Origin of the sequence: Weissella sp. MSCH1 (assembly GCF_045799135.1) — a bacterium.
In the GTDB taxonomy this organism is placed as follows: Bacteria; Bacillota; Bacilli; order Lactobacillales; family Lactobacillaceae; genus Weissella.
This window is the reverse complement of record NZ_JBJMBA010000038.1, coordinates 33,116-59,132: the sequence shown is the minus strand read 5'-3', so window position 1 is coordinate 59,132 and position 26,017 is coordinate 33,116. Positions and strand designations below refer to the sequence as shown.

Annotated in this window: 24 protein-coding genes; 3 read left to right on the top strand and 21 right to left on the bottom strand. The window is 46.0% G+C overall.

Annotated features, from left to right (window positions below; genetic code table 11):
• Positions 1-46: 46 nt before the first annotated feature.
• The 19 genes from ACJ28U_RS05310 to ACJ28U_RS05220 all read right to left on the bottom strand — a co-directional run bounded on the left by ACJ28U_RS05310 (position 47) and on the right by ACJ28U_RS05220 (position 21,736).
• Positions 47-1,840 carry an oligopeptide ABC transporter substrate-binding protein gene (locus tag ACJ28U_RS05310; RefSeq protein WP_407618623.1) on the bottom strand — a complete coding sequence of 598 codons (1,794 nt, stop codon included), beginning with the start codon at positions 1,838-1,840 and terminating at the stop codon, positions 47-49.
• A 113-nt stretch (positions 1,841-1,953) separates the two neighbouring features.
• On the bottom strand, positions 1,954-2,733 hold the full coding sequence (locus ACJ28U_RS05305) for an ABC transporter permease (RefSeq protein WP_373566677.1): 780 nt from the start codon (positions 2,731-2,733) through the stop codon (positions 1,954-1,956).
• Between the two features lie 115 nt (positions 2,734-2,848).
• Positions 2,849-3,808 (bottom strand): ABC transporter permease, encoded by a 960-nt coding sequence (locus ACJ28U_RS05300; RefSeq protein ID WP_010375224.1) that lies wholly within the window; start codon positions 3,806-3,808, stop codon positions 2,849-2,851.
• A 1-nt stretch (position 3,809) separates the two neighbouring features.
• A complete protein-coding gene (locus tag ACJ28U_RS05295) occupies positions 3,810-4,766 on the bottom strand; it encodes an ATP-binding cassette domain-containing protein (RefSeq protein ID WP_407618622.1) in 957 nt (318 codons plus the stop codon).
• A gap of 9 nt (positions 4,767-4,775) precedes the next feature.
• Positions 4,776-5,774: an ABC transporter ATP-binding protein gene (locus ACJ28U_RS05290; protein ID WP_407618621.1), complete on the bottom strand. Its 999-nt coding sequence runs from the start codon at positions 5,772-5,774 to the stop codon at positions 4,776-4,778.
• A gap of 232 nt (positions 5,775-6,006) precedes the next feature.
• The gene (locus ACJ28U_RS05285; RefSeq protein ID WP_407618620.1) at positions 6,007-7,512 is read right to left on the bottom strand and encodes a UDP-glucose--hexose-1-phosphate uridylyltransferase; all 1,506 of its coding nucleotides are present in this window, start codon (positions 7,510-7,512) and stop codon (positions 6,007-6,009) included.
• A gap of 9 nt (positions 7,513-7,521) precedes the next feature.
• Positions 7,522-8,703, bottom strand: a complete 1,182-nt coding sequence (locus tag ACJ28U_RS05280) for a galactokinase (protein ID WP_407618619.1) — start codon at positions 8,701-8,703, stop codon at positions 7,522-7,524.
• Position 8,704: 1 nt separating this feature from the next.
• Positions 8,705-10,111 (bottom strand): glycoside-pentoside-hexuronide (GPH):cation symporter, encoded by a 1,407-nt coding sequence (locus ACJ28U_RS05275; protein WP_407618618.1) that lies wholly within the window; start codon positions 10,109-10,111, stop codon positions 8,705-8,707.
• Positions 10,112-10,284: 173 nt separating this feature from the next.
• Positions 10,285-11,097, bottom strand: a complete 813-nt coding sequence (locus ACJ28U_RS05270; RefSeq protein ID WP_407618617.1) for a helix-turn-helix domain-containing protein — start codon at positions 11,095-11,097, stop codon at positions 10,285-10,287.
• A 123-nt stretch (positions 11,098-11,220) separates the two neighbouring features.
• Complete coding sequence (locus ACJ28U_RS05265) at positions 11,221-12,264, bottom strand: PTS sugar transporter subunit IIC (protein WP_407618616.1); 1,044 nt, start codon at positions 12,262-12,264, stop codon at positions 11,221-11,223.
• A gap of 5 nt (positions 12,265-12,269) precedes the next feature.
• A complete protein-coding gene (locus ACJ28U_RS05260; protein ID WP_407618615.1) occupies positions 12,270-13,259 on the bottom strand; it encodes an NAD(P)-dependent oxidoreductase in 990 nt (329 codons plus the stop codon).
• Between the two features lie 4 nt (positions 13,260-13,263).
• Positions 13,264-14,466, bottom strand: coding sequence for an aminotransferase class I/II-fold pyridoxal phosphate-dependent enzyme (locus ACJ28U_RS05255; protein ID WP_407618614.1), 1,203 nt, complete (start codon positions 14,464-14,466; stop codon positions 13,264-13,266).
• Between the two features lie 310 nt (positions 14,467-14,776).
• The gene (locus ACJ28U_RS05250) at positions 14,777-15,346 is read right to left on the bottom strand and encodes a hypothetical protein (protein WP_407618613.1); all 570 of its coding nucleotides are present in this window, start codon (positions 15,344-15,346) and stop codon (positions 14,777-14,779) included.
• 178 nt (positions 15,347-15,524) lie between these two features.
• Complete coding sequence (locus tag ACJ28U_RS05245; protein WP_099088603.1) at positions 15,525-16,943, bottom strand: PTS sugar transporter subunit IIC; 1,419 nt, start codon at positions 16,941-16,943, stop codon at positions 15,525-15,527.
• A 20-nt stretch (positions 16,944-16,963) separates the two neighbouring features.
• The gene (locus ACJ28U_RS05240; protein ID WP_099088602.1) at positions 16,964-18,343 is read right to left on the bottom strand and encodes a glycoside hydrolase family 1 protein; all 1,380 of its coding nucleotides are present in this window, start codon (positions 18,341-18,343) and stop codon (positions 16,964-16,966) included.
• A 1-nt stretch (position 18,344) separates the two neighbouring features.
• A complete protein-coding gene (locus tag ACJ28U_RS05235; protein WP_099088601.1) occupies positions 18,345-19,787 on the bottom strand; it encodes a 6-phospho-beta-glucosidase in 1,443 nt (480 codons plus the stop codon).
• Positions 19,787-20,113, bottom strand: coding sequence for a PTS lactose/cellobiose transporter subunit IIA (locus ACJ28U_RS05230; RefSeq protein ID WP_099088600.1), 327 nt, complete (start codon positions 20,111-20,113; stop codon positions 19,787-19,789). The genes ACJ28U_RS05235 and ACJ28U_RS05230 overlap by 1 nt, the downstream gene beginning before the upstream one ends.
• Before the next feature lie 51 nt (positions 20,114-20,164).
• Positions 20,165-20,485, bottom strand: a complete 321-nt coding sequence (locus ACJ28U_RS05225; RefSeq protein ID WP_010375267.1) for a PTS sugar transporter subunit IIB — start codon at positions 20,483-20,485, stop codon at positions 20,165-20,167.
• A gap of 216 nt (positions 20,486-20,701) precedes the next feature.
• Complete coding sequence (locus ACJ28U_RS05220; RefSeq protein WP_099088599.1) at positions 20,702-21,736, bottom strand: branched-chain amino acid aminotransferase; 1,035 nt, start codon at positions 21,734-21,736, stop codon at positions 20,702-20,704.
• A gap of 144 nt (positions 21,737-21,880) precedes the next feature.
• Between ACJ28U_RS05220 and ACJ28U_RS05215 the strand changes: the two genes are divergently transcribed.
• Positions 21,881-22,144, top strand: coding sequence for a hypothetical protein (locus tag ACJ28U_RS05215; RefSeq protein WP_099088598.1), 264 nt, complete (start codon positions 21,881-21,883; stop codon positions 22,142-22,144).
• A gap of 147 nt (positions 22,145-22,291) precedes the next feature.
• Entirely contained in the window at positions 22,292-22,690 is a 399-nt protein-coding gene (locus tag ACJ28U_RS05210) for a hypothetical protein (RefSeq protein WP_407618612.1), read from the top strand.
• A 56-nt stretch (positions 22,691-22,746) separates the two neighbouring features.
• Here ACJ28U_RS05210 and ACJ28U_RS05205 read toward each other — a convergent pair whose 3' ends face one another.
• Together ACJ28U_RS05205 and ACJ28U_RS05200 are read right to left on the bottom strand one after the other, a co-directional pair.
• On the bottom strand, positions 22,747-23,496 hold the full coding sequence (locus ACJ28U_RS05205) for a glycosyltransferase family 2 protein (protein ID WP_099088597.1): 750 nt from the start codon (positions 23,494-23,496) through the stop codon (positions 22,747-22,749).
• A gap of 141 nt (positions 23,497-23,637) precedes the next feature.
• The gene (locus tag ACJ28U_RS05200; protein WP_407618611.1) at positions 23,638-24,582 is read right to left on the bottom strand and encodes an NADP-dependent oxidoreductase; all 945 of its coding nucleotides are present in this window, start codon (positions 24,580-24,582) and stop codon (positions 23,638-23,640) included.
• Positions 24,583-24,811: 229 nt separating this feature from the next.
• Here ACJ28U_RS05200 and ACJ28U_RS05195 point away from each other — a divergent pair, with 229 nt between their 5' ends.
• Complete coding sequence (locus ACJ28U_RS05195; protein WP_407618610.1) at positions 24,812-26,005, top strand: VanZ family protein; 1,194 nt, start codon at positions 24,812-24,814, stop codon at positions 26,003-26,005.
• Positions 26,006-26,017: the final 12 nt, after the last annotated feature.

The following is a 26,017-nucleotide window of genomic DNA, read 5'->3' as shown; positions in this document are numbered from 1 at the left end:
AAAAGGCTCATGACGCAGACCGTCACGAGCCTTTCGATATGTTAAATTACTTCGTTGCTAGCTTGTTTGATGTCACACCAAGGTTTTCCCATAGGTGGTTAGCATCATTAGCCTGAGTCCAACCAACCACACGCTTGTTAACTGGCGTGTAGTTAATATTAAACTTTTGTGGTACAACGTAAGCTTGATCGTTCATGTACTCTTGGTACTTCTTAAAGGCTTCCTTACGGTATGACGTCTTCAAAGCTGCTTGAGAGTCAATGTCATTCAACAACTTCGTCAACTCAGGTGACGTCGCGTGACCTAAGTTGTAAGGAGCGGCCTTTGAGAACAAATCCATTTGTGATGGTTCTGATGACAAGCCCCAAGCCGCGTCTGTGATATCCCACTTTTGACTCGTACCGTCTTGGACAATCTTGCTCCAGCTGTTAAAGTCGGTCAAACGACCACCGTAAAGGCTGACCTTAACCCCAACCTTCTTCCATTGTTGGATGTTGTTTTGTGAAACCGCCTCTGACGTCGGCGCACCTGAACGAGCCATGTAGACCAAGTCGAGCTCCTTACCGTCCTTCTCACGGTAACCTGTCTTCTTGTTCAGCTTCCAACCAGCTTCATCCAACAACGTGTTGGCCTTCTTTTGGTTCAATGGGAAGCCCTTCGCATCCTTGTCTTGCACTGATGAGAAGACTGGTGGAATCAAAGACGTTGCCCGCGTTCCAAGACCACTTGAGTACTTGTCAATGACTTGTTGCGTGTTCAAAGCATAACCCAAGGCTTGACGAACTCGCTTATCTTGCAATGGCGTATCACGATCTTGTACGTTTTCACTCTTGTCCGCATCATAGTGCCCCAAGTTGAAGACTTCCATTGAGACGTACAAATCATTTTGTCCCGTAATCTTGTAACCAGAGGCCTTCTTGATTTGTGGATACAATGACGAGATGTTTTCAATCGACAAATCGTACTTGTGCGCATTGAAAGCTGCCGCGACCTTAGTTGGTGAAACCACCTGTTCAGTAATTGAATTCAACTTAGGCTTATCACCGTAGTAATACTTATTTGGTGTCAACTTAATCGACTCACCCGGCACTACCTTAGAGACTTGGAACGGCCCCCATGTCAAAGGCTTCGTCGTATTGGCTTCTGATGACACCAATTTCTTAGGTGCGATATCCTTAACCTGGTGATATGGTGTGACACTTTCAAGGAAGTACCCGTTTCCTGAATATGGCATACCTGGCTTCATTTCCTTGAAGTGAACCACGACCTGCTGACCGTCTTCACCATCGGGATAGGTAATGCCTGAAATGGTCTTGGCCTTACCATCGTGGAAGTCTGACAAGCCTTTGATATTCGCTAATGACTCCGTCCAACGATCTGACCCATACGCCTTATTCGCCAACACTTCATACGTGAATTCATAGTCCTTGGCCGTTACCGGCTTACCATCTGACCACGTCAGCTGCTTATTCAACGTGATGGTTGCTGTCTTGGCATCGTCATCTAGCTTAATGGTTGCAGCACCATCTTTGTTGATCTTAAATTGATTATCAACACCGAAAATACCACTACCAGTCGGTCCAAACATCTCACTCGTCAACGCATCATCTGACAACGGTGACAAATATGATCCCTGGAACGGCGTATCTGACACCGCCGCAATCTTCAAATCGCCGCCCTTGATAGCCTTACCCGGATTGTTATACGCAACCGGCAACTTACCCACTTTGTCATGATTAACAGCCTGTTTATCATTCCCGTGACCGAACGCGAAGAACGCTGCGACCGCCGCTAACACCACAACGACTAGTCCGAGCAACCATTTAACTGCCTTACTCATACAAACACCCCCATATATACCCTTATATTTCGTTGACATTGACTTTACTCGCGGTCTTTTTAATTGTCAACACATTATTCTAATTAAATTCTAATTTAGATGCTATCAGTCATTTATCCGAGTGATTGGCGTTGATCAGCCACTCGTCGTAGCGCTTGCCCAATCATCATAATCAACACGGTATACAACAAAATCACTACTGCCGCAGGAATCCAAACCCACGGCTTACCCGTCATCGTTTCAGGGTCAGTTGCATAATTAATCAACGTTCCCAATGATGGCGTGTTCGCTGGTAGACCGAAGCCCAAGAATGACAAACTCGTCTCGAGACCGATATTGCCGGCAAACATCAACGTGGCTTCAACGATAATCAACGATGATAAGTTCGGAAAAATCTCGCGGAAAATAATCTTCAAATTAGACGTTCCTGACGTCTTAGAAGCGCGGACATAATCCCGATTCACCTCAACCAACGTTCGCGCACGAATCAAACGCACTGTGTTAAACCACCCCAGCAACGTCATGATGATAATCAATGACCACATGTTGTAATGCGGAATAACCGTTACCAGCACGATAATAATCATCATCACTGGCAAAATTGTCATAAAGTCGATAAAGCGCATGAACACGAGATCAAACACACCACCAAAATAACCCGTGACTAACCCACCAATCGTCCCGAGTGCCAGAATAAGCACCGTTACGAAAAACGCAATTGTCAAAGAATTACGCGCAGCAACCACCAACAATGAAAAGATATCTTTACCACCATTATCGGTACCGAAGATATGCCCGTCTGTCATTGGCGGTAGGTATTGATTCATAATATTGACATCCGTGTAAGCCGTTTTAGGGACAAACAGCGCACCCACAAAAATAGCCACTGTCATTAACAATAATAGAATTATGGCAAACTGAGCCACTTGATCTTGTTGAAATTCGCGTCGCAAGGCATTCCGTAACGTCGGCGCTGTTTTCTTTGCTTGTTCCATTTGTTGCGCCTCCTTAAGAAATTCGAATTCGCGGATCGACTGCGCTCATGATAATATCTGAGAACAATCCACCCAACACCGCTAAGACACCGTTGAATAGCACCAACGTTGTGACCACTGGGTAATCACGCGTCAAAACTGATTGCACAAACAATGACCCAATACCAGGGAATGAAAAAATCGTTTCCGCAATAATCATGCCCCCGAAAATCCCCGTAATGGCATACCCCATCGTTGAAGCAATCGGCAAGAAGGCGTTACGCAACACGTGCCGTGAGAAAATTCGATTCTCGGGCACCCCTTTTGCCCGGGCTAACTTCACATAGTCCTGCTTGGACTCATCCAAAATACCGGAACGCAAGTACGAAAAGGTACTGGTTGTTGAAATCAGTGCCACAATCAAGGCCGGTAGAATCATGTGGTACAGGCGACTACCCAAGACCGGGAAGAAGCCATTAGCGTCAGCCGACACCGTTCCCGATGTTGGGAACCAGCCGAGCGTGTAGCCAAAGATAAAAATACCAAATAGATAAAATAGGTAGGCTGGCAATGAATAAATCAATGAGTTGTAGACCACCAACGCATGATCCGTTCGTGAATTTTCACGACGAGCCGCCACTAGTGCCATCGTAATCGCCGTCACATACGTACCAATCAAGGCCAGTAGTGACAGCCAAACCGTATTCCCCAAACGGGCACCAATCACACGGGCAACTGGTTGCTTCAACTGGAAAGAATCACCAAAATTACCGTGCACCGCGTTACCAATCCAGCGGGCATACTGCACCGTCCACGGATCATCCAAACCAGCGGCCTTACGCAAGGCCGCGATTTGAGCTGGGTCCGTGTTTGGCCCAAATTTTCCTGAGAATGGATCACCAGGCATTAACTTGGCCAAGAAAAAGACCAGCACAGACACAATAAACAATTGCGGAATCATAATCAGCAATCGACGCAAAATCGTTTTCCACATATTAGAACCCCTCTCCTTCTAGCATTGATTCAGGCAGTGCCACTTGGTGGGTTTCACTAACCGCGACTAACGGAAAAGCCCGGCCATCGGCATCATAATATGCTGATTTTTGATCCTGAAATTCTTGTTCAATGGCCTTACGACGGGCACGATTCTTCGCCCGGTTTGGCACATCAATTTCTGGAATTGCTGCTAACAAACGCTTGGTATACAAGTGTTGGGCATGGTTAAAAATATCGTCACGTGAACCAATTTCAACCAATCGGCCGGCGTGCATAATGGCCAAATTTTCCGTCATGTGGCGCACAACACCCAAATCGTGCGAAATGAACAGAAAGGCAATGCCGTAGTCTTTTTGAATGCGTTTCATGTAATTCAACACTTGCGCTTGCACTGACAAATCCAATGCTGAAACTGGCTCATCCGCCACAATCAACTTGGGTTTCGTCGCCACCGCGCGCGCAATCCCGATACGCTGGCGTTGCCCCCCTGAAAACTGAAACGGAAATTGATACATCGTTTCAGCCGGCAGTCCGACAATATCAAGCAAATGCCGAACCTCTTGGGCTAACCCGTCTTCTTTTAACCCTGAAAAATTACGCAGTGGTTCCGCAATAATATCAAACACTGTCTTACGTGGATTCAATGACGACATGGAATCCTGGAAAATCATTTGCACGTCCTTGTTGTAATTAACATGCGCGCGATTCTTGGCGTCCGTCATATCAACGCCCTGAAAATAAATATGCCCTGACGTAATCGGCTCCAATCCCACAATGGCCTTGCCGATTGTTGACTTACCAGATCCTGATTCCCCAATTAACCCATACGTTTTACCAGCTTCAATTGAGAAACTTACCCCGTCTGCCGCATATACATAATCAGTCACCCGATTGAAAAACCCACTTCGAATCGGATAGTGCACTTTAACGTTTTCTACTCTTAATAACTCGCTCATTATCTAACCTCAATCTTCGTCAGCAAACTTAAATACCCGCCATGCATTACCACGTACCCAGTGACCTGGTGTAATCTCAGCCAATTTCGGATCTTGTTCTTGGCGCACTTCTTCTGGCAGCCACGGAATTCGATCCAAAAACATATCACGGTGGTGGTCAATGTGCGTCAAACCGGGCACAGTCCCTTGAATGACGTAAAGTTCATCCGATTCATTGTCCAAACTTGGATTTGACCGTAGCAGCGAGCGTGTGTAAGGGTGCTTCGGATTGGCGAAGAGTTCTCCAACCTCAGCTTCTTCCACAATTTGGCCGGCGTACATTACCGCCACGCGGTCAGCCACTTCAGCCACCACACTCAAATCGTGCGTAATGAGAATAATACCCGCGCCATTTTCAGTCTGAATATCCTGGAGTAAATCCAAAATTTGCGCTTGAATCGTGGCATCCAATGCAGTAGTTGGTTCATCCGCAATGATTAACTTAGGCTTATTCGCAATTGCCAACGCAATCACCACACGTTGTCGCATCCCCCCAGACAACTGATGTGGGAACTCATTCGCCACGCGTTCTGGGAACGGAATCCCCACTTGATTGAGCAACTCAATCACGCGGTCATTGTATTGCGACTCTTGATAAACATCATGGACCGCCAACGCTTCTTTGATTTGGTCACCAATTTTCATCAACGGATTCAACGCTGCTAGCGGGTCCTGAAAAATCATGCCGATTTCAGCACCACGCACTTGTGTCCACTCAGCCGGTGCTAAATTCAGTACATCGCGATGATTAACTAAAATCTGGCCGGTTACCTGGGTCAGTGTTAAATCATGTAGCCCAATAATTGACGTGGCAAAGGTTGACTTGCCGGAACCCGATTCCCCTACCAAGGCCACCACCTCATTTGGTCGTACCGACAAACTAACATCTTCGATTGCTTGGACATATTGGCCGTGAATCTTAAAACTGACACTGACATTTTTTGCAACTAATAGTTCCGCATCGCTCATATTTTGCCACCCTTACTTTTTATAAAATGATTTGTTTTATAATATGACGATATTATGAGTTTTTCAATAGTTTGTTTTAATCCAATTTTAATTTACAAGAAAAACTATCGGATTTCCCCCTTGAAATTCAACTTTAAATTCCCTTTTTTCGGGTTCATACGCAAAAACACATGCAGCTAACCAATAACATTCGGTTAGCTGCATGTGTTTCGTGCAATATCTTAAATTATCATCACTGCTTACCGGCAGCCGTTAAGTGCGCAATGAAACGCATCAGTCCTTCACGGCCAGCCGTATCGTATTTATACACACCCGCATCAGCTAGCACTCGAATAAATACATCGGCCACAGCTTGGCGAATGACTGTCATTACATTATCACGCGTAATCGTGGCGGTTTCGCGCAAGGTAGCTGCCCAGTCACGGTGACTCGATGCAACTGCACTTAATGGTTGATCGCCCACCAAGTAGTTAGCGATATCCTGGAGTTCTGTCTGTAACCGCGCAGGTAAAATCGCCAGCCCCATCACTTCAATCAAGCCGATATTCTCTTGCTTAATGTGTTGTACATCTGGATGTGGGTGAAAAATTCCATCCGGGTACGTGGCTGACGTGCCGTTGTCTCGTAATACCAAGTACATTTCAAATTGGTCACCGACTTGCCGTGCAATCGGGGTAATCGTATGTTGTGCCTCACCCGCTGGACCGGTTGCGTGAATATCTAACCGGTCATCTGAATACGTTGCCCAGACTTGGCGAATAAATTCACTAGCTGTCACAATATCGGCGGCTACTTTAGCCGTAATGCGAATGGTAGTCATTGGCCACTTGAGGATTTCAGCATGCACTGCTGGAAAGGCGGGTAACGTCACTTCACGTTCAACTGGTGCCTTCATCAAAGGTAAGACGTGCCGGCCACCTTGAAAATGTTCTTGTGACAAAATCGAGCCGCCCACGATTGGCAAATCGGCATTTGAACCAACAAAATACATCGGATAACGTGCCACCAACGTCAATAAATTAGCAAACGTTTGCCGGTCGATGGTCATCGCTTCACGCGTAAAGTCGACAAAGATTGCATGCTCTTCAAAATACGCATACGGCGAATAATGCCACCCCCAAGTTTGCCCGTTCACTGTTTCACGAACAAACCGGTGCGTACTGCGCGGCGCCTGTTTAATCGAACCGACAAATCCTTCGTTTGTATAATCTAAAGCAGTTGGTGGATACTCACTCTTAGGCGCCGATGCAGCTGCTTTTATTTCAGCCGTCGTCTTTTCTGGCTTAGATAAATTAATCGTGATTTCCAACTCACCGAAATCTGTCATCGCTGTATAAGCAATATTACGTTGGATATCGGCAACTTTCACATTTTCCACGGCGCGACTTAAGTCATAATAATAGGCCACCGCGGTTGCTGGACTTTGCGCATACTTGGCCATGAACGTTTGTTGTAATTGATCAGGTGTCGGCGTCACAATGTTAAGCAATCGTGTGCGATCAATCTCTGCCTGCCAGCGGTCGGTAGCCGACTGGGGGGCTAAGGCTAAAATAGCCGTCGTTAAGTCACTTAATGCCCGATCGGTGTTTCCTACCAGTCCAGAAGTCACCCCATTGGCCTGAATTTCAGCTAGCACTAAATTAGTACGATACACCGTTTCCAAATCTGAATACGCACCTAATTTAACACCCCAAGCGATAAAATCCAGCACTAACTGGGTATCATGTGCATCTAACATCTTTATCTCCTACGCAATTTCATGTGTGCCCGCAACGATTTCAGCGACAAAAAAGGCTGGTTGATAGCCAATTTCAGCGGTATACACATCCCCAACCGCTGTGGTAACTGTTGGTACTTGGTCTTTTTCAACTAACGCAATGGCGGAACCACCAAAGCCAGCCCCTGTCATCCGCGCACCCAAAACACCTGGCTGACGTAAAGCCGTCTCGACCAATGTATCAAGCTCAATGCCACTCACTTCAAAGTCATCACGCAAAGATGCATGTGATGCTGTCAGCAATTCACCAAACCGAACCAAATCATGTGCTTGTAAGGCTGCTTTCGCTGCAATCGTTCGTTGGTTTTCAGATACCGCATGGCGAGCTCGCTTCATGACCAGCGCATGGTCTTTTTCAAAATCAGCGGCCGCTGCTTCAAATTCCGGTACCGTTAAATCACCCAACGTTTCAACATCAACGTTTTCTTGCAACAACGCGAGGGCTTCTTCAGACTCTGCCCGCCGCTCATTATACTTAGAATCTGTCAATTCGCGCTTCTTATTTGTGGTCATGACTAGCAATCGATAATCGCCAAACTCTGCTGGCACCATCTCATACGCCATGGTATTGGTGTCTAAGAAAATACCTTGTTCGTCTTCCCCGAAGGCCACCGCAAATTGGTCCATGATGCCAGTTTTGAGACCTAGATAATCATTTTCGACAGCTTGACCCAGTTTAACAATCGTCAACTTATCAATCTGATAACCCATCATATCCTGGAGCATATTCAGTAACAAAATCTCCAAAGATGCTGACGATGAGAGGCCCGACGCTGTGGGCATATCGCCCACAATGGCCAAATCAAACCCTTTTGTCACTGGGTACCCAGCTTCAGCCATCACCGTCATGACGCCGCGGAGATACTTAATCCAAGTATCATAGGGGCGCAATGCCAGATCCGTCACTGTAATCGTTTGAATCCCCGCTTCAGGATAGTTTGCCGAATACGTCCGGATTTGATTATCATCACGTGGGGCAATTGCACCGTATGTCCCAACACTAATGGCAGCCGGGAAAACGTGGCCCCCGTTAAAATCCGTATACTCACCAATCAAGTTAACCCGACCGGGTGAAAAGTAAAGCTTGGCTGGATCATAGCCAAACCGCTTGTTAAATGATTGTGCTAATTCTTCTTGTAATTCATATGCCATTTTACTTCTCCTGCAATCGCTCTTCTAATTCTGCCACAATTTCAGCGTGACGTGTTTCAGTCAACGTCACCTTACGCCAGTAAATCAAGACTGAAATAACAATCAAAATCATTGGCCCGTAGAACATAAACACCTTAAACAGTTGTAATCCTTGCGCGGTAATATCGCTTGGCTTAGCGCTACCCGTCATCCCAGCAACCACGGCTGCAAACCCAACGACACCATTAGCAAAGGCGCCTGCTAACTTATCTAGCAATGGTCGAATCGCCAATGTCACTGATTCATGACGCGTACCCAACTTCCATTGGCCATATTCCACTGAATCCGTAATCGTCATCAGCACAACCAAGAACATGATTGGATATGGCATAAAGAACATCGTCACAGCTGTCAACACAACTGGTAGATTGTTACCGGCAAACATAAACAAGACATAACCCGCTAGCATGACCACGGCACCACTGAAGAAAATCGTTCGGCGGGCCAAAAACTTCGTTAACGTTGGGAAAATCGCAACAGCAATCATCCCTTCAATGGCGGTGAAAATACCAACCAAGTAGAACTTACTATCAGCACCCATGACATACTTAAAGTAGTACAACAACAGTGAGTTTGTCACAACATAAGCCAACGCGAACATGATGTATGAAATGGCTTGCCACATCAATTGATCATTTTTACCGACGACCTTAAAGACCTCCAACAGGCCAACTTTTTCAGTGTTTTGACGAACGATGTTATCCTCTTCCTTCGTACCTGCAGCCGTCAACAACGCCCCAAGATAAGCAATCACACCAATGACAACCGCAAACCAGAACCAACCGGTTCGCGTTTCAGTGTGTGCGCCTGTAAAGGTGATTGAGAAAAACATGACCAATGGCACAACGACAATTTGGACACCTTGTTGTCCTAATGTTGAACCAAAGCGCGCCACCGTACCAAACTTTTCACGCGTACTGCTATCAAGTGATAACGCTGGTAGCATTGACCAGAACGCAATATCCTTAAACGAATAAAATGCATCCAATGTCACAAATACAATGCCAAACAAAACCAAGTAAAGCATCGGATGAGCGGTTGCTAGATCGCCAAAATTCGTAAAAATAACAACCAACAATACTGAACTAATTAGCCCGGCAACAACTAGCCATGGCTTAAATTTTCCCCAACGGGTCCGTGTATTATCAACGATACCACCAATGATTGGATCGAAAATAATTTCAACTAATCGAATTACCACAATCATCGTTGTGACCCAACCAATCATTTGATTATTAAATGCCTTGTCCGGCGTATCAAACAATTGTCCGGTCACAAAAATCATAAAATAAGTACTCAATGTTGCGTAGAAGGCATCATGCCCAAACGCCCCTGCCGCATACGACAGATACTGCTTCACCTTATTCATGTTAAATTATCCCCCAATAATTTGGTTTCATTATTACCCTACTAATTAATAATAAAGCGCTTTCATTTTATAAAAAGGACATATAACACCAAAAAATATAACTTATTGAAACAGTGTGATGAGCAGCACAAAAAGAGGTTGGGACATAGACCGCTGTCTCAACCTCAATCAGGTTATGTTTGCCAATGGCGATAATTTAATGGACTAACGCCCGTTTGCTTTTTAAAAACTTTCCCAAAGTAGGCTGGGTCTGCATAACCGCTTTGTTCAGCCACAACATTAATTTTTAAATATTTTTGTGATACCAGCAGTTTCTTGGCGTGACTAATTCTAATCTGCGTCAGATATTCACTCGGTGTCTGCTGCACCAACCGATTAAACACCCGATTAAGATACTGCGTAGACACTGACAGCATTGCCGCTAGTTGGCTAATGGAAATATCCTCTGCTAGGTGATCTTGCATATACGTAATCGCCGGTCCGACATATTGTTGAAAATCAGGTTGATGTTGATCAATCGCTTGTTTCTGATGGCGAGTCAGGCACAGCAACAGCTGATAGGCAGCCGCTGAGATTGCTAAATCATCCGCTGGCTCATGACCTAACCGCGTCAATAACGTCTCATGTAGCCGTTCATACACCGGCGCATCACGTGCCTCAATCAGAACAAACTCCGAATTCACCATTTGCTTTTGTAAATCATCAACCAATGATCCTTGAAAGGTTGCAAAACGAACGTGCCACGGTTCATTGCCAATCGGCTCATACCGGTGTGGCACGCCAGGCGCAATTAAAATACCCATGCCAGGCGCTAACTCATAGCGTTTATCACGTACCCAAAACGCCCCCGTACCAGTTTGTGACTGCAACCAATGAAAGTGCGGAAAACCCTGATAGCGAATAATAACCCCTTGTTGCCATTCTGCCCCCACGTGTTCCACCATGACCGGCAAACTTAAATCTGCCACGTTAAAAAATGTCCGCAATTGTTTCGCCCCCTCGACTATTAGATTGCCCCTTGAGTATATGTCAGGAATGCGGTTAGCACAACGGCAATTCTGCCCTAAACATTAAAAAAGCAGCCACTGAAACGACTGCTTTGGAACTTCCTAAATATCCGGCAACGCTAATTCTTCACCTTGAATCAGTGGCACTTTTTTCATAAATACTAGTTTCATTAAGATGCCCAATAGTAAGGGCACCACAATAAACGCCATCATCACCCGGACACCTAATAAGTCACCCTGCGACTCATTCAGTGCGGTTAAAGGACCAATAAAGCCGGACAAGCCAAAGCCGGCGGAAAAGGCCGTGCCTGACATCCCCAGCAAACTTGCCACGCCGCCACTCACACCAGCAGCTAGTAATACCGGCATGAATAATTTCGGATGCGATAACATGTTGGCCATCTGAATTTTAGGTGACCCCATAAAGTGGGCAATAATTGCTCCGCCTGAATTTACCCCAGCTCCCATCACAGCCAGCGTAATCGCTGCGGCCACAATCCCGGCATTCGCAGCGCCTGATCCAACGCCGGACAAACCAATCGCCGTGGCAATGCCAACTGATGAGAGTGGTGACACAATTAGAAAAGCGAAAAGCATTCCCAACAAGACGCCCATCAACAACGGTGATACTCGCGTTGCTTGGGCGACGACTTGACCCACTGCACCTTGCACTGCCACCATGATTGGCAATGTCAGCAGACCAATCCCCCCACTGATAAGCAGTACAACCAATGGTTCAAAGACCATCCGTAATTGACCCAGTAATCGACTACTCAAGCGGGCAACATAACTGGCAATCAAAGTCGTTAACATGATATTCAAAATCACCCCAGTACCGGCAATCATGTAAGCATCACCCTTAACGGTCACAACGCCCGATGCGACAAAAGTTGCCAACGCCATTGAGGCTGTTTCCAAATTAGTAAGGCGCAACATATTACCCACAACAAATGCGGCAATCAATGGTAACGTGCTTTGTGCCAATGCGACCATTACTTCAATTTGCCCAACCAGCCCCGTTTGCGGTAGCGCTTTGAGTAGTTGGCTAATCAACGCGGCCGGAATTAGTGCGGCGACAACCGCAAATGAGTTCCCGTTCAGAACGGCCATGATGGTTGGCTTTACTGCTATTTGTGGTTTTTCCATTATGCTCACCTCTCAATTTCATGTGGTGATGTCTCACCGGTCAAGATTAATTGCACATCATCCAAGGCAATATCAACCATATTTTGCACCGCAATATTCGTAAAGAAGGCGATATGCGGCGTCAAAATGACATTCGACATCGCGTGTAACTTTTCGATATTTGGTTGACTCGTCAAACCGTCTTCCTGGTGATCGACATTAAAAATGGTTTCTTCACCTGACACGGTGTCCAACGCTACTCCGGCCAATTCGCCGCTCTCCAGGGCTGTAATTAGTGCGGCTGTGTCAATCACCGGTCCGCGACTAGCGTTCACCAAGCCCGCGGTTGGTTGCATCAGGGCAAATTCGGTAGCACCAATTAGTCCAACTGACGTCTCATTTAAATCAACGTGTAGGCTGACCACATCTGCTCGCTGCAACAAATCTTCTTTGCTTGTGTACGTCACAACACCTGCCAAGTCATCGCGCGGATTAACGTCATAACCAAGGACCGTTGCCCCCAACGCGGCCAATAATTTGGCCAAGGCACCGCCAATCCGGCCAACACCAATAATGCCAATGGTTGCGGAATGAATTTCCTTGGCCTGCAACCCGCCCCAGCGGTAATCGTTGTTTGCCACACGGCGATCCACTTCATAAGACTTACGTAGCAGACGCAAAATTTGCATCAGGGCATGTTCGGCGACGCTTCGTGGTGAATAAGCCGGGACATTTGTCACACGCAAGCCATGTTCATGGGCGAGTGGTACATTAATCACATCATAGCCGGCTGTTCGCGTTGAAATTTGTTTCAAACCAGCTTCAGCCAATTGCGTGTAAATTTGATCAGCTAGCCGATTGCGTTGTTGCATAATCACCCCATCAACCGCTGCTAATTGGTCAAGGTTAGCTTCTAATGGTTCTGCCGATGTCACAATTTCAACCCCAGTCCGGGCCGAGTAGGCTGCAATCGCTGCTTCTTCATCATCTCGAACACTTGTCATCAAAATTTTCATGGTTTTATTCTCCTACAGCCATTGCTGTTTTCATGTACGTCTTAATTCGTTGCATCGCTTCCGTCAAGTTTGCCAAACTCGTTGCGTAACTAAGACGTAAGTAGCTGGCCCCACCTTGACCAAACGCACTTCCCGGAATAACCGCCACGTGGGCATTTTCAGCAAGTGCCAGGGCAAATTCCCGATCATCTTGGTTATGCGTAGCCGGAATTTTAGCGAAAACATAGAAGGCGCCGCCTGGCGTCTCAACTTCAAAGCCAGCTGCCCGCATCTGTTCCACCACGAAATCACGCCGTGCAGCGTATTGTGCTTTCATTGCTAAGGTTGCTTCACGCCCTGCTTCGGTTCCTAACGCCACGGTTGCGGCAGCCATCGCCGGATTTGATGGCGACGTCACCACTAGTTGGTGGGTCATCCCCACCGTGCGCATCAATCCTGCCGGCCCGGCGATAAACCCAATGCGGTATCCCGTCATGGCATGTGACTTAGATACCCCATTTAGTAACAATGTCTGACCTGGCAAGTATGTAGCGATTGATACATGGGTAGTTTCGTAAACTAATTCTGAATAGATTTCATCAGCAATCACGATGATGTCCCTTTCAGCCAGGACAGCTGCTAACGCCTGCAATTGTGTGGCTGAATAAGTCACCCCCGTTGGATTAGACGGGTAATTCAAGACAATTGCCTTGATGGCGTCACCGTGTTCCGCAATCGCCGCTCGTAATTGCGCCGGCGTCAACACAAATCCCGTTGCGCTAGTATCCAAGTACACTGGTTCACCACCATTCATGATCGTGACGGCATCGTAAAGTGGGAAGGTTGGTGTCGGAATGAGGACTTTGTCGCCTGGATTCAAGACAGCCGTTAACGTGGCATAGATTGCCTCAGTCGCGCCAATTGTAATGACTACTTCCGTATCCACATCGTATGTTAACCCATAGCGGTCAGCCAAGAAATCGGTGGCAGCCTCCCTTAACGCCACCGATCCATTGCCCGGCGCGTAGTGGGAATCATTGGCAGTGATGCTAGCAATGGCTGCAGTTTTTGCGACCTCAGGTACATCGAAATCGGGTTCACCGAGCGTTAACTTAATCATGTCTGGTATCGCCGAAACTTTCGCATCAAACGCTCGAATTTCATTGGGCTGGATTTTCGCTAAATCCTGGTTCAATCGTTGGCTGAGTGACTCTTTCATCATGGGCATAATCATTTCTCCTTTAGACAATAAAAAACCGGACGTTTCCTTAATGGAAAACATCCGGTTACCTGGTAAACACGTATTCGCAAAAAATCGCGGGCGTTTTATTTGGTTTCTCGGATGTTTTAATCACTATCCGAGAAGCCATGCAAAAATGCTTTTAGCTCAATTCGGATAGTTGCCGAAAGAACCAAAAGTAATAGACGTTTGTAGTTGTGAGTGTTGGCGTCATCATCATTTTTGCTCTCCTTGATTTCTTGATGGTTTTAATTCTAATCTTTTTCTAATCATTGTCAACAGTTTATCATAATAAACCTTAATTACCCAATCCAGCTACTGTCACAGGATAATTGACCAACTTAGCCCGGCTTTCGAAGTGTTGTGCCACGTAGTCACTCACTTCAGCCGAAGTTAAATTAGCTAATTCAAACGGATCAACTACCTCTGGAACTGCTTGTTTCTTGAGGTACGTTAATAAAGCTGGTGCAGCTACAAGATTAGCATTAATAAACTGTAAATCACGGGTGTCGCGTAACGTTATTTCTATAAAGGTCCAGAAATGACTATAAGGTAAGACTGCTGCACTATAACGAGATAGCGACTGCAGAACACCTACTTCAACCCGCGATACATCTTCATATGCGACTGTCTCAATCTCGCTACCGGTTGCGTCTTGCAATTTAATACCGTTAGCCGCTAGCGTTAACGTCCCAATCTCACGACCGCTCTGTGGCGCTAACATCAGCCCCCAAGATAACGCTGTGCTTTTAGCCGCATCAAAGTGATTACCAGCAATTGTTAAGTTAACCTCTTCAACTTTGCGACCTAAATTTCCCGCCAAATCATTAAACGCAACTGGGGTATTAATCGTCAAATTATTCGCCATCTGTATACACCTGTCTTTCTAAAAACAAAAGACGGCCTACCCTAGAGGATAGACCGTCGCTTCTAATAGAGCGTACCTAATCGGTTACACGGAGATGTAACCGGACACGCTAACATTTTGGGTTGTCATGTTATCCGCATCCCCCCTTTCAGGGAATTCGTTGACTCACTAACAATTTTTAGGCGTTTTCAGCTGCCTCTGCTTCTTGCTCTTGCGTCAACAACATCTTGTCGTACTTCTTAGCAAATGGCCAGTAAATCGCAGCTGACATGACCAAAACAACAGCTTGCCAGATGGCCATCTTCCAACCACCGATCAAGAATCCTGAAATGATTGGTGGTGTCGTCCAAGGTGCGGCCACACCGTTTAGCGGTGGCACAATACCGAAGTAGATGACTAAGTACGTTGATGCGGCAACTAGCACCGGCGTCAAGAAGAATGGAATCGCCAAGAATGGGTTCAAAACCAATGGCAATCCGAACAAGAATGGTTCGTTAATGTTGAACAAGCCTGGTACAGCTTCAATCTTTCCCAATGACTTCAATTGCACTGAACGCGCAGCCACCAAGGTAAAGATCACCAAACCAATGGTAATACCTGATCCAGTCAGGTTAATGAAGTTGTTGTAGAACTCGTTGGTCACGATGTGGGCACCGTTAGCCAATGACAACTTGCCAGCGTGGTACAAAGCCGCATTATCAAATGTGTTTGGTACCAACAAACCAGTTGTGATGGCTCCCATAATCAACCCACCGTGGACACCGAAGAACCAGAAGAACGGTACCAAGAAGGCGATAATCAAAGCGCCACCGAATGAATCTGACAATCCTTGTAGTGGTGTTTGGATCAACGTGTAAATCGTTTGCAACAAATCTTCCTTCACAATGAAGCTGAAGAAAGCGTAGATGAACATCGCCACGGTAATCAAAACACCCGCTGGAATCATTGCCGTAAATTGGTTTGCAACGTTAGCTGGCACTTGCTCAGGCAACGTAATCTTCCAACCGGCACGCAACATAGCTGAGTAACCCCAACCGACGAAAATACCAATCAAGATGGCGGCAATCATTCCCTGACCGCCCAGCCAGGTGATGTTGATTGCCCCTGTAACTGGTGACGTCAAGAAGGTTTGCAAAGCGTGCGGCAACTTATCGATGTGTTCTGCTACTTGTGTCCCTGATAAGCTACCAACTCCTGAACCAGCCTTACCCATTGCTGCTGACAACGGTGAGGCGACTTGCAGCGACTGCAAGCCCAGGAAGATTGCGAGTGAGGTCAAACCGGCAGGCAAGGCCTCAAACCCTTCATTACGTACATAAACATAGGCAATTCCAACAACCGCCCAGACCGCCATGATCCCGAATGATGTGGTATATGCCTGGGTAAAAATGGCACTCCAGCCCGAATCAGTCAACGCTTGCGCAACTGGCTTATACGGGATGTTTGATAAGATCAAAAAGATTGACCCAATGATGATGAATGGCAGTGAGTAAACCATCCCGTCTTTCAGGGCATTCATCGCCTTCGTATTAACAACTTTCATAATGGGTGGCAGCAACTTCTCGCTGACCCAATTACCTCGTCCAACATTATCCATAATGTTTCCCCCTAAAATGGCTACAGCTTATCCCCGTTTGTCGCCATGACCTGTTTGAACCAATGATAAGATTTTTTAGGTACGCGCCTCATATCCTTCAAATCATGATTCGACCGGTTGACGTAAACAAAGCCATACCGTTTCTCCATATCTGCATGAGAACTTGGGATATCAATTAAGCCCCAACCCAAGTAACCCAGTACTGTAACGCCATCTTCAAACATGGCATCTTTCATGGCCTGAATATGGTCACGATGATATGAAATTCGCCGCTCATCTGCAATTTCATGAACACCGTCCCATGTTTCATGTAACCCAATGCCATTTTCGATTGGGAACATTGGCACATGATAACGACTGTACACATCCGCCAAGATTGTCCGGAAGCCCAATGGATCAATCGTCCACTGCCAGTCATTCGTCTCTAAGAAACGATTCGTCTCATTTGCTGTGTTTAAATAACGATTCGGCGCCTCACCGGCTGGAATCTTATCTGCATTGATTGTGTCCGTTCGATAATACGAAAAAGCCAAGAAATCTGCATGCATCTTACTTAGTACAGATGCATCTTCCGGTTGGTAATCCCAATCGATTCCATGAACCTTCACATAGTGCATGACTTCATGTGAATAACGACCAAAAACAAATGCATCATATAAGTTGTTGTTCAAAAACTCATTCAGCTTACGCGCTGCATAGACATCTTCTGGTTTCGATGTCGCCGGATACGTTGCCGCATGGGCTAGCATACCGCCAAGTTGTAAGCCCGGATACTTGGTATGCGCAATCGCATCCAAGCGCGCATGGGCCAACATCGTATGATGGAAGATGCGATACATATCTGATAACGTCCGCTCCCCATGGTCATAACCTGAAATCTCAAACACCTCATCGGTAAAATACAGATTATGTTCATTGAATGTAATCCAGTATTTGACCCGATCACTGAAACGCTTGAACATCTCGGCGCCGAACCGGACAAAGGCGTCAACCGTATGCCGTGACATAAAACCATTATCTGATTTCGCTAACGCCAGTGGCATATCAAAGTGATATAAATTCACCATTGGTTCAATACCACGGGCAATCATCGCATCAATCAAATCGCTGTAATACTGGATGCCAGCTTCATTAAATGCGCCATCACCATCAGGCACAACTCGGGACCATGAAATTTGGATACGGTACATGTTCATCCCCATATCCGCCATCAAATCCAAATCTTCGGCATAACGATGATACTCATCAATCGCATCATGCCAATCCATTGTGTGATCAGTTGCCGGTCGCACATCATACACTGATAGCCCCTTACCGTCTTCTTGCCAGGCACCTTCCGTCTGCATTGACGACACTGAGTTACCCCAGAAAAAATCTGCCGGCATGTTTGGTTGCGTCATCCTACACCTCCAAATCTTCACCGTTAGATGCAATCACCCGCTGGTACCACTTGAACGAATCCTTACGATACCGTTCGCCGCTACCTTGGCCCATGTCGTCTAAATCAACATAGATAAAGCCATATCGCTTCAACATCTCACCTGTTGAAGCTGAGACAATATCGATGCCTGACCATGGTAAGTAACCGATTAGCGGAATGCCATCCAACACAACCGCGCGTTCCATTGCTTCGATGTGGCCTTGGAAGTAGGCAATGCGATAATCATCATGTACGGTACCATCAGCTTCCAACTTGTCATAAGCACCAAAGCCATTCTCAACGATAAACATTGGCTTATGCCAGCGATCCCACATCCAGTTCATGGCCCAACGGACGCCGACTGGATCAATTTGCCAGCCCCAATCCGACTTCTGTAAGAATGGATTATCACCATGATTACTTTCTTCGTTGTAGGCGAGCCATTCATCACCAGTATCCGTTACTGTCCATGACATGTAGTATGAGAACGCCACATAATCAACCGTGTTCGCGGCCAAGATAGCCTCATCTTCTGGCGTCACATCGATATCAAAGCCCTTGTGTTCCCAATACTTACGCAACCAATTTGGGTATTGTCCCAAAGCATGTACATCCCCCCAGAAGTAACGTGCTTGCATGGCGCGTTCAGCCATCATAATATCTTCAGGCTTCGAAGTTGCCGGATAAACCGGATTCATCGCAATCATGTCACCAACTTGAATATTCGGATTGATTTCATGCGCGGCTTTCGTCACCAATGCTGAGGCCACCAACTCATGGTGTGATGCCAAGTACATCAATTCTTCCGCATCTGCTTCGTCATAATCCTTCAACCCTGAGTTTTGCAACATTGGATGTGGATCCATCCATGATGTTTGGTTGTTAATTTCGTTGAACGTCATCCAGTATTTCACGCGATCCCCAAATCGCTCAAAGACAACCCGAGCAAATCGTTCAAAGAATGTAATCAACTGACGATTGCGCCAGCCACCATACTCAGTCACCAAATGATACGGTATTTCGAAGTGACTCAACGTCAAAACTGGTTCAATGCCATTCGCCAACATTTCATCAATCAAGGCGTCGTAGTATGCGAGTCCTGCCTCATTTGGTTCCGTCTCATCCCCATTTGGAAAAATCCGAGTCCAAGCAATTGATGTCCGGAAAGCTTTCAAGCCCAACTCCTTCATCAATTTAAAATCAGCTGGATAAGTGTGATAAAAATCAATCCCACGGTGATTTGGATAGTTGCCATCCGGCAGAACCGTATCAGTCACTTCACGTGGCACACCATTCTTACCAGCTAACATCACATCCGCAATTGATACACCTTTGCCATCAACGTCCCAAGCCCCCTCAAGCTGGTGCGCTGCAACGGCCCCTCCCCAAAGGAAGCCGTCGGGCATGCGATATCCTTTTACCATCACTTTTCCTCCAATGCTTGTACCCGCTTCATCAACGCAATCAGTTCAACAGCCATATCACGGAAAGTAATGGCATTCATTAAGTGATCCTGACCATGCACCATGTACAAATCAACTTCGGTATGCTCGCCTTGGGCTTCCTTGGTCAACATATCGGTTTGCACATCATGTGCTTCCTTCAATTCTTGATTTGCTGCTGCTAATGCTTCGTCAGCTTCATCGAACTGACCTGCCTTTGCAAATTGAATAGCTTGGAAAGCCTGCCCCTTGGCATTACCACCGTGCATAATCAATCCCATTACAACCGCCATACGCTCGTCGTCCATTACGTCGTCCCCCGAATATTAACTCATGACTAAATCGCTGCTTGTAACTCTTTAAGAGATAAGTGCTTCCGCCGTCTTCAATACGTTGTCGCCCTTCATCATGCCGTAGTCCATCATGTTAATAACGTCCAATGGTACACCAGCGGCATCCGTCTTGGCTTGGATTTCCTTCTTCATGTAACTCACTTGAGGGCCAAGCAATACAACATCTGGCTTATTGCTGCTTGCCAACTTCTCATCAACATCTGACGTTGATGTTGCAAAGATTTCATAATCCTTGCCAGCAGCCTTAGCGGCATCTTGCATCTTCTTAACCAACATTGACGTTGACATACCTGCTGCACAAGCTAACATAATCGTCTTCTCTGCCATGATTATTTCCCCCAATACCAAATACTAAATGATATGTTTCTAATAAATTATTAATTTACCTTTCATCAAGGTATACATTTATTGTAAGCGCTTACTTTTTATTATGCAAGCGTTTTCATGAAAAGTTTTTATCTAGTTATTGCTTTATTTATCAAAAATATGTAAAAAACCGGTCGGATAACGCTCATCCAAACCGGTTTTCAGGTAATTTTTCAGTTATTGTAACGGCACATCGACTGCCCAATCGGTCGGACCAACTTCGGTACCAAATTGAATACCAGTTAAGCGGTCATACAACGCTTGTGTCTTTGGTCCCACCGCTGTTTCAGAATAAAACACGTGCTTTTTGCCATGGTGCGTAATTGAACCAACCGGTGAAATAACCGCTGCGGTTCCCATTGCACCAGCTTCTTCAAATTGATCCAAGTCATTAATACTAATCGTGGTTTCCTCAGGTTGCAGACCAGCTTCTTTAGCTAAGGCCAGCAATGAATATTTCGTAATTGATGGCAAAATTGAGGGCGACTTTGGCGTTAAGAAACGACCATCCCGCGTAATACCGAAGAAGTTTGCTGACCCAAGTTCTTCAATGTTTTCATGCAATCGTGGGTCAAGATACACCACATCGGAGTACCCAGCTGCGTGCGCTTGTTCACCGGGGAGCATCGAAGCCGCATAGTTGCCACCGACCTTCGCTTGCCCCGTACCACCATGGGCAGCCCGGTCGTATTCACTAGTGACATACGCAGTCGGTGTTAGGCCACCTTTATAGTAGGCCCCAACCGGCGTCGCATAAATGTTAAAAATATATTCATCAGCTGGATGTACCCCGACGGCAGGACCTGAGCCAATCAACAATGGTCGGAGATACAGGGTTGCTCCCGAACCATATGGTGGGACGAATTCTTGATTCGCAGCCACAACTTGCTTCACCGCCTCGACAAACAAATCTTCTGGATAGGCTGGCATCCGCAACCGTTCAGCTGAGCGCGCCATGCGCGCCGCATTTTGATCCGGGCGGAATAAGTTAACCCCACCATCTGGGCGACGATAAGCTTTCAGCCCTTCAAAGGCTTGTTGCCCATAATGTAGTGCAACCGCGGCTTCACTAATTTGAAAATCACTATCTGTGATAAGCTCACCAGGCTCCCATGCCCCGTTCCGGTAAACTGCACGATACCGGTATGGCAAATCATGATACGCGAAGCCAAGATTATCCCAATCTAAATCTGCTACCTGTGTCTTCCCCATAATTATTTCCCCTAATATTTTTGATGTGTCACAATTATGAGATTAAAATGAGAGTTTTGTCAACTACAAAAAGTAAGCCAATCGCTTGCATAATAATTATTAGTGTTCCATACTGTCCCCAATACATTCAGTGGGGATATTCTTATGAAAGCAATAATTAACAACAGTCAGGTTGATGCATGGCAAATCACGACTACTGGCGATACGCCAGATTGGGTAAAGACAGCTTTTAATCGCAAACTAATCTGGTGGAATACACCGGAAAAAGATGTACTCGTTATCGCAACACCTCGACTAGGGGTAAGTATGGGCACAACCGGTTGGTACTTAATAAAGTCACCTGAGAATACCTATCGTGTCATCAGCGAAAAAAGTTTCCACACGGACTATCAGCTTGTTTCTGAGTGAAACGTCTTGTCACTTGCAGGAGGATTTTTATGGGAAAAGTATTACTAGGCTTAGGATTATTATCATTGATAAGCAGTCCTATTATCATGTTGTTTAGCCGTCGTGGGCCTCAACAACGAACGCAAGTCTCACAATCAAAGCTACAATATGACGAATTTTTGGAAAGTAAACATGACCTTTAAAAAAAGCTGTTCAGCGAAAATACTGAACAGCCTTTTGTGTTTAGTTTCTTTCGTCGCCGCGTTGCGACGAGGCATTCTCTGTTTGTTTGATAATCATCATTGGACCCTCTACCACTATGCCACAATCATTGACACTCCCAAATATCAGAGAACATCTCGGCTGCTGCAACAGGCCCGGGTGGTATCCGGAGCGTTCAAAAATCGGCAACATGCCGCATGGCCGGCGCTATTCAGAAAAGCCCATACAGACCTTGAGGCTTTAGGGGGAATTACTTGCCCCGCTGAATGGCGTCCGCGCCATTCGGTTGCCGAGTTTTTGAACAAAGGCGTAGGATACCACCCGGGACTGTTGCTCGTGCGATAGCACGACACACAACAAAAAAGCAGTGTGCCGTTTAGTGCCACACTGCTTCATCATCGCTAAATTATGTTATCCCCGATACGGGCGATTTGTTGATCAATCTCGCGTTCTCGCTCACGTAAAGCATGTGAGGCTGTGTGAATAATACTCGTTGACCGCGATACCTTGTTGTACAAGACATCCGATGCAAAGATTGAATACTCTGACATCGCCTTTGATGCGACCAATTGGGCAATCCACAAGTGATCTTCGGCTAACTCTAAGGATTCATCAAAACGGACACGACTATCTAACAGATTAGCTGAACGGTACGCCTTGTTCCAGACCATGCCTGAAATGACATGGCCACGGTGCGTAACCCCTTCGAACATTGCCGCCCGATCAACGCGACGGAACTTAACTTCGTTTGCCTTCTTAGGTACACCACTTGCACCCCAGCTAAAGCCGACGCTTGCGATATCAACATCGGGATTTTCTTCAAGGCCCTTCACAAGCGTTTCAACAAAGGCTGGTGCTAATTGATCATCCCCATCCACGAAGATAAAGTACTTACCGCGAATTTCTTTCAGGGCGCGGTTACGCATCGCCGCCACACCACGTCGCTTGTTATTCTTAATCAAACGCATCCGTTCATCACGGGCCACCCAGTGATTAATTTCCGTCAATGTATCATCCGTTGACGCATCATCTAAAATGACAATATCCATATTCCGATACGTTTGCTTATTAATTGTTTTTAAACTGTGGCCGATATAGCCTTCTAGGTTATGACTCAAAACGGCAACCGTTACAAGTGGTTCTTGTGTCATGTTCTTATCCTTCTTCTGCTTTCTTAATTACAGGCAGCATCCCTGTCCCACTTTCCGACACTACTATATACTAAAATCCGCATGACCGGTAGGAAAAGGTCATGCGGATTTTTAATTTGTCGATTAGTTTTAATTAGTCAATTAGAACGTCAAAACAACCTTACCGCGAACGGCTTGTGCTTCAACAATCTTGTGACCTTCCTTCAAGTTTTTCAAGCTAAATGGCTTTACTTCAGCAACAGCAACCTTGTAGTCACCATTTCCCAAGTGTTCCATCAATTGCGTCAAAACTTCAGTCGTTGATTGCATCACGTAGTAGTCACCCTTGATGTTCTTGGCATCGCGAGCAGCCTTAACGTCATCGCCCAAAGGAACAGTAGATACGATACGTCCACCATCCTTCAAAACTTGCATTGAACCCAAAGCGTTGTTACCACCAATGATTTCAACAACAGTATCAACTGATGACTCTGGGATAACGTCAGTAAACTTTTGCGTCGTGAAGTCGATTGCCACGATGTCTTCGTTCAACTCGTGTAGGTAATCAATATCAGTTGGCAATGAAGTCGTGTAAATCTTTGATGCGCCACGGTACAAAGCCGTTTGCAAAGCGGCGTAACCAACGGCACCAGCACCACCGTGAATCAAGATTGACTCACCTTCTTGCAAGTTCAAAGCGTCAACAACGGCTTGGTAACCAGTTTGACCACCCAAAGCCAATGCAGCAGCATCTTCGAATGAAACAGAATCTGGCAAGTGACCAGCAGTGTCAGCGTCAACAACGGCGTACTCTGCGTAACCGTGCTCGTGAGGAACTGCCACAACACGCTCACCAACCTTGAACTCAGTTACATCAGCCGCAACCGCTTCAACAACACCGGCAATCGTTGAACCACCGATCATGTTTTCCTTAGCTGGTACACCAAAGGCACCGGCACGGAACTTCACGTCGTATGGGTCCATTGCGATAGCAGCTTGCTTGATCAAGATGCTACCCTTCGTCAAAACTGGCTTTTCCACTTCTGCTTCGTGGAATACGTCAACGTCACCAAATTCATCAAATACAACAGCCTTCATCGTAGCCATGAGTATTATTCCTTCTTTCGTTTCAAAAATACTATTTCTCTTAATTGATGACCTTTATTTTACACTTACGAAAAGTAAATGCAACAAAAAAAGCCAAGATTGTGAAAAATAATTTGCGACAATGTCCACAAAGGGCGACTTTGCTTGTTTTTTAACAAGTGAAGTTTAAGTGAATTTACTGTTACAACCCTGTATAATTCATTATGACAGAAAAACGGAGGTAAGTCTCGTGAGCGGATTTGGCGTTCCTATTATCGACGCTATCATTGCATTTCCTATTATTTTGATAGCGCTATTCATTCCATTTTTATTCCTACAGTATCGTCGTTATGGTGCCGTGACCTTTTGGCACACGGTAATGACGTTTAGTTTTGTTTTTTATTTCACGACAGCATTTTTCTTGGTTATTTTGCCGTTGCCAACGGAAGCAACCCTCGAACACTTGCAAGCAATCGGCGCGCCAACGCGTAATTTAGATCCCTTGCAAGTTGTTCGGACCTTCTTCCAAGACAACCCCTACTTCCACGGCGGTGGGTTGAAAGCCGGTCTATTGGATCCATCCTTTACGCAAGCGGCCTTTAACGTCTTACTAACCGTGCCATTCGGCATGTACTTGCACTTCTATTTCAAGCGTGGTTTCTTCACCACCTTAATTTTGACATTCATGCTGACGCTCTTTTATGAAACAACCCAATACACCGGTTTGTACCATATCTACTGGCGTCCGTACCGCTTGTTCGACGTTGATGATTTGATTTTGAACACCACTGGTGGCCTGATTGGCTGGATTTTCGCGCCATTACTCGGCATCCTATTGCCATCCCGTGATCGCATGGATGAGCGGGCTCGCAGTCTTGGCCACCGTGTGACATTAGTGCGTCGCTTACTATCATTTGGTTTAGATTTCGTTATTGCAACGGCCATTAGTTTCGTTTTGACGCAAATTTTGCCCAATGAAACGAGTGCTGACATCTTGTCTTATATCATTGTCTGGGGTGTTGTGCCACTTTTGCTCGGTGCAACTTTGGGACAAATGGTCGTACGTATTCGTTACGATGTCGCCAAGTCACAACGTTGGCGCATCATTGTTCGTAACGCTTTAATGGTTGGATTTACCATTTACTTTTTCCCATTCTGGCTCCAATTGATTGGCTCAACCGGAACCGTTTCAGCTGAAACTTTGAACCGTACCTATACGTTCATCTTGCTGTTCGCGGCCCCAGCAGTGATTTTGGTCATTGATTGGCTGATTACAATTTTCCGACCCCAGCATAAGTTGTTGTACGAGAAAATTAGTGGCGCCGGTTCAGAAGCCATTGTTAAAACAACAACAATGGCCGACGCACCAATTCTAAAAGAACAAACCACACCACAGCCTGAAGTTGACCAACAGCCTACTTCACGTAGCGAGCGTCATCACTAATGAAAAAATGCC

Excerpts from the sequence above, each read along its gene's own strand:
- ACJ28U_RS05310 (WP_407618623.1), bottom strand. The coding sequence starts at position 1,840 with ATGAGTAAGGCAGTTAAATGGTTGCTCGGACTAGTCGTTGTGGTGTTA.
- ACJ28U_RS05305 (WP_373566677.1), bottom strand. The coding sequence starts at position 2,733 with ATGACAGTGGCTATTTTTGTGGGTGCGCTGTTTGTCCCTAAAACGGCT.
- ACJ28U_RS05300 (WP_010375224.1), bottom strand. The coding sequence starts at position 3,808 with ATGTGGAAAACGATTTTGCGTCGATTGCTGATTATGATTCCGCAATTG.
- ACJ28U_RS05295 (WP_407618622.1), bottom strand. The coding sequence starts at position 4,766 with ATGAGCGAGTTATTAAGAGTAGAAAACGTTAAAGTGCACTATCCGATT.
- ACJ28U_RS05290 (WP_407618621.1), bottom strand. The coding sequence starts at position 5,774 with ATGAGCGATGCGGAACTATTAGTTGCAAAAAATGTCAGTGTCAGTTTT.
- ACJ28U_RS05285 (WP_407618620.1), bottom strand. The coding sequence starts at position 7,512 with ATGTTAGATGCACATGATACCCAGTTAGTGCTGGATTTTATCGCTTGG.
- ACJ28U_RS05280 (WP_407618619.1), bottom strand. The coding sequence starts at position 8,703 with ATGGCATATGAATTACAAGAAGAATTAGCACAATCATTTAACAAGCGG.
- ACJ28U_RS05275 (WP_407618618.1), bottom strand. The coding sequence starts at position 10,111 with ATGAATAAGGTGAAGCAGTATCTGTCGTATGCGGCAGGGGCGTTTGGG.
- ACJ28U_RS05265 (WP_407618616.1), bottom strand. The coding sequence starts at position 12,264 with ATGGAAAAACCACAAATAGCAGTAAAGCCAACCATCATGGCCGTTCTG.
- ACJ28U_RS05260 (WP_407618615.1), bottom strand. The coding sequence starts at position 13,259 with ATGAAAATTTTGATGACAAGTGTTCGAGATGATGAAGAAGCAGCGATT.
- ACJ28U_RS05255 (WP_407618614.1), bottom strand. The coding sequence starts at position 14,466 with ATGCCCATGATGAAAGAGTCACTCAGCCAACGATTGAACCAGGATTTA.
- ACJ28U_RS05250 (WP_407618613.1), bottom strand. The coding sequence starts at position 15,346 with ATGGCGAATAATTTGACGATTAATACCCCAGTTGCGTTTAATGATTTG.
- ACJ28U_RS05245 (WP_099088603.1), bottom strand. The coding sequence starts at position 16,943 with ATGGATAATGTTGGACGAGGTAATTGGGTCAGCGAGAAGTTGCTGCCA.
- ACJ28U_RS05240 (WP_099088602.1), bottom strand. The coding sequence starts at position 18,343 with ATGACGCAACCAAACATGCCGGCAGATTTTTTCTGGGGTAACTCAGTG.
- ACJ28U_RS05235 (WP_099088601.1), bottom strand. The coding sequence starts at position 19,787 with ATGGTAAAAGGATATCGCATGCCCGACGGCTTCCTTTGGGGAGGGGCC.
- ACJ28U_RS05230 (WP_099088600.1), bottom strand. The coding sequence starts at position 20,113 with ATGGACGACGAGCGTATGGCGGTTGTAATGGGATTGATTATGCACGGT.
- ACJ28U_RS05225 (WP_010375267.1), bottom strand. The coding sequence starts at position 20,485 with ATGGCAGAGAAGACGATTATGTTAGCTTGTGCAGCAGGTATGTCAACG.
- ACJ28U_RS05220 (WP_099088599.1), bottom strand. The coding sequence starts at position 21,736 with ATGGGGAAGACACAGGTAGCAGATTTAGATTGGGATAATCTTGGCTTC.
- ACJ28U_RS05215 (WP_099088598.1), top strand. The coding sequence starts at position 21,881 with ATGAAAGCAATAATTAACAACAGTCAGGTTGATGCATGGCAAATCACG.
- ACJ28U_RS05210 (WP_407618612.1), top strand. The coding sequence starts at position 22,292 with ATGACGAATTTTTGGAAAGTAAACATGACCTTTAAAAAAAGCTGTTCA.
- ACJ28U_RS05205 (WP_099088597.1), bottom strand. The coding sequence starts at position 23,496 with ATGACACAAGAACCACTTGTAACGGTTGCCGTTTTGAGTCATAACCTA.
- ACJ28U_RS05200 (WP_407618611.1), bottom strand. The coding sequence starts at position 24,582 with ATGGCTACGATGAAGGCTGTTGTATTTGATGAATTTGGTGACGTTGAC.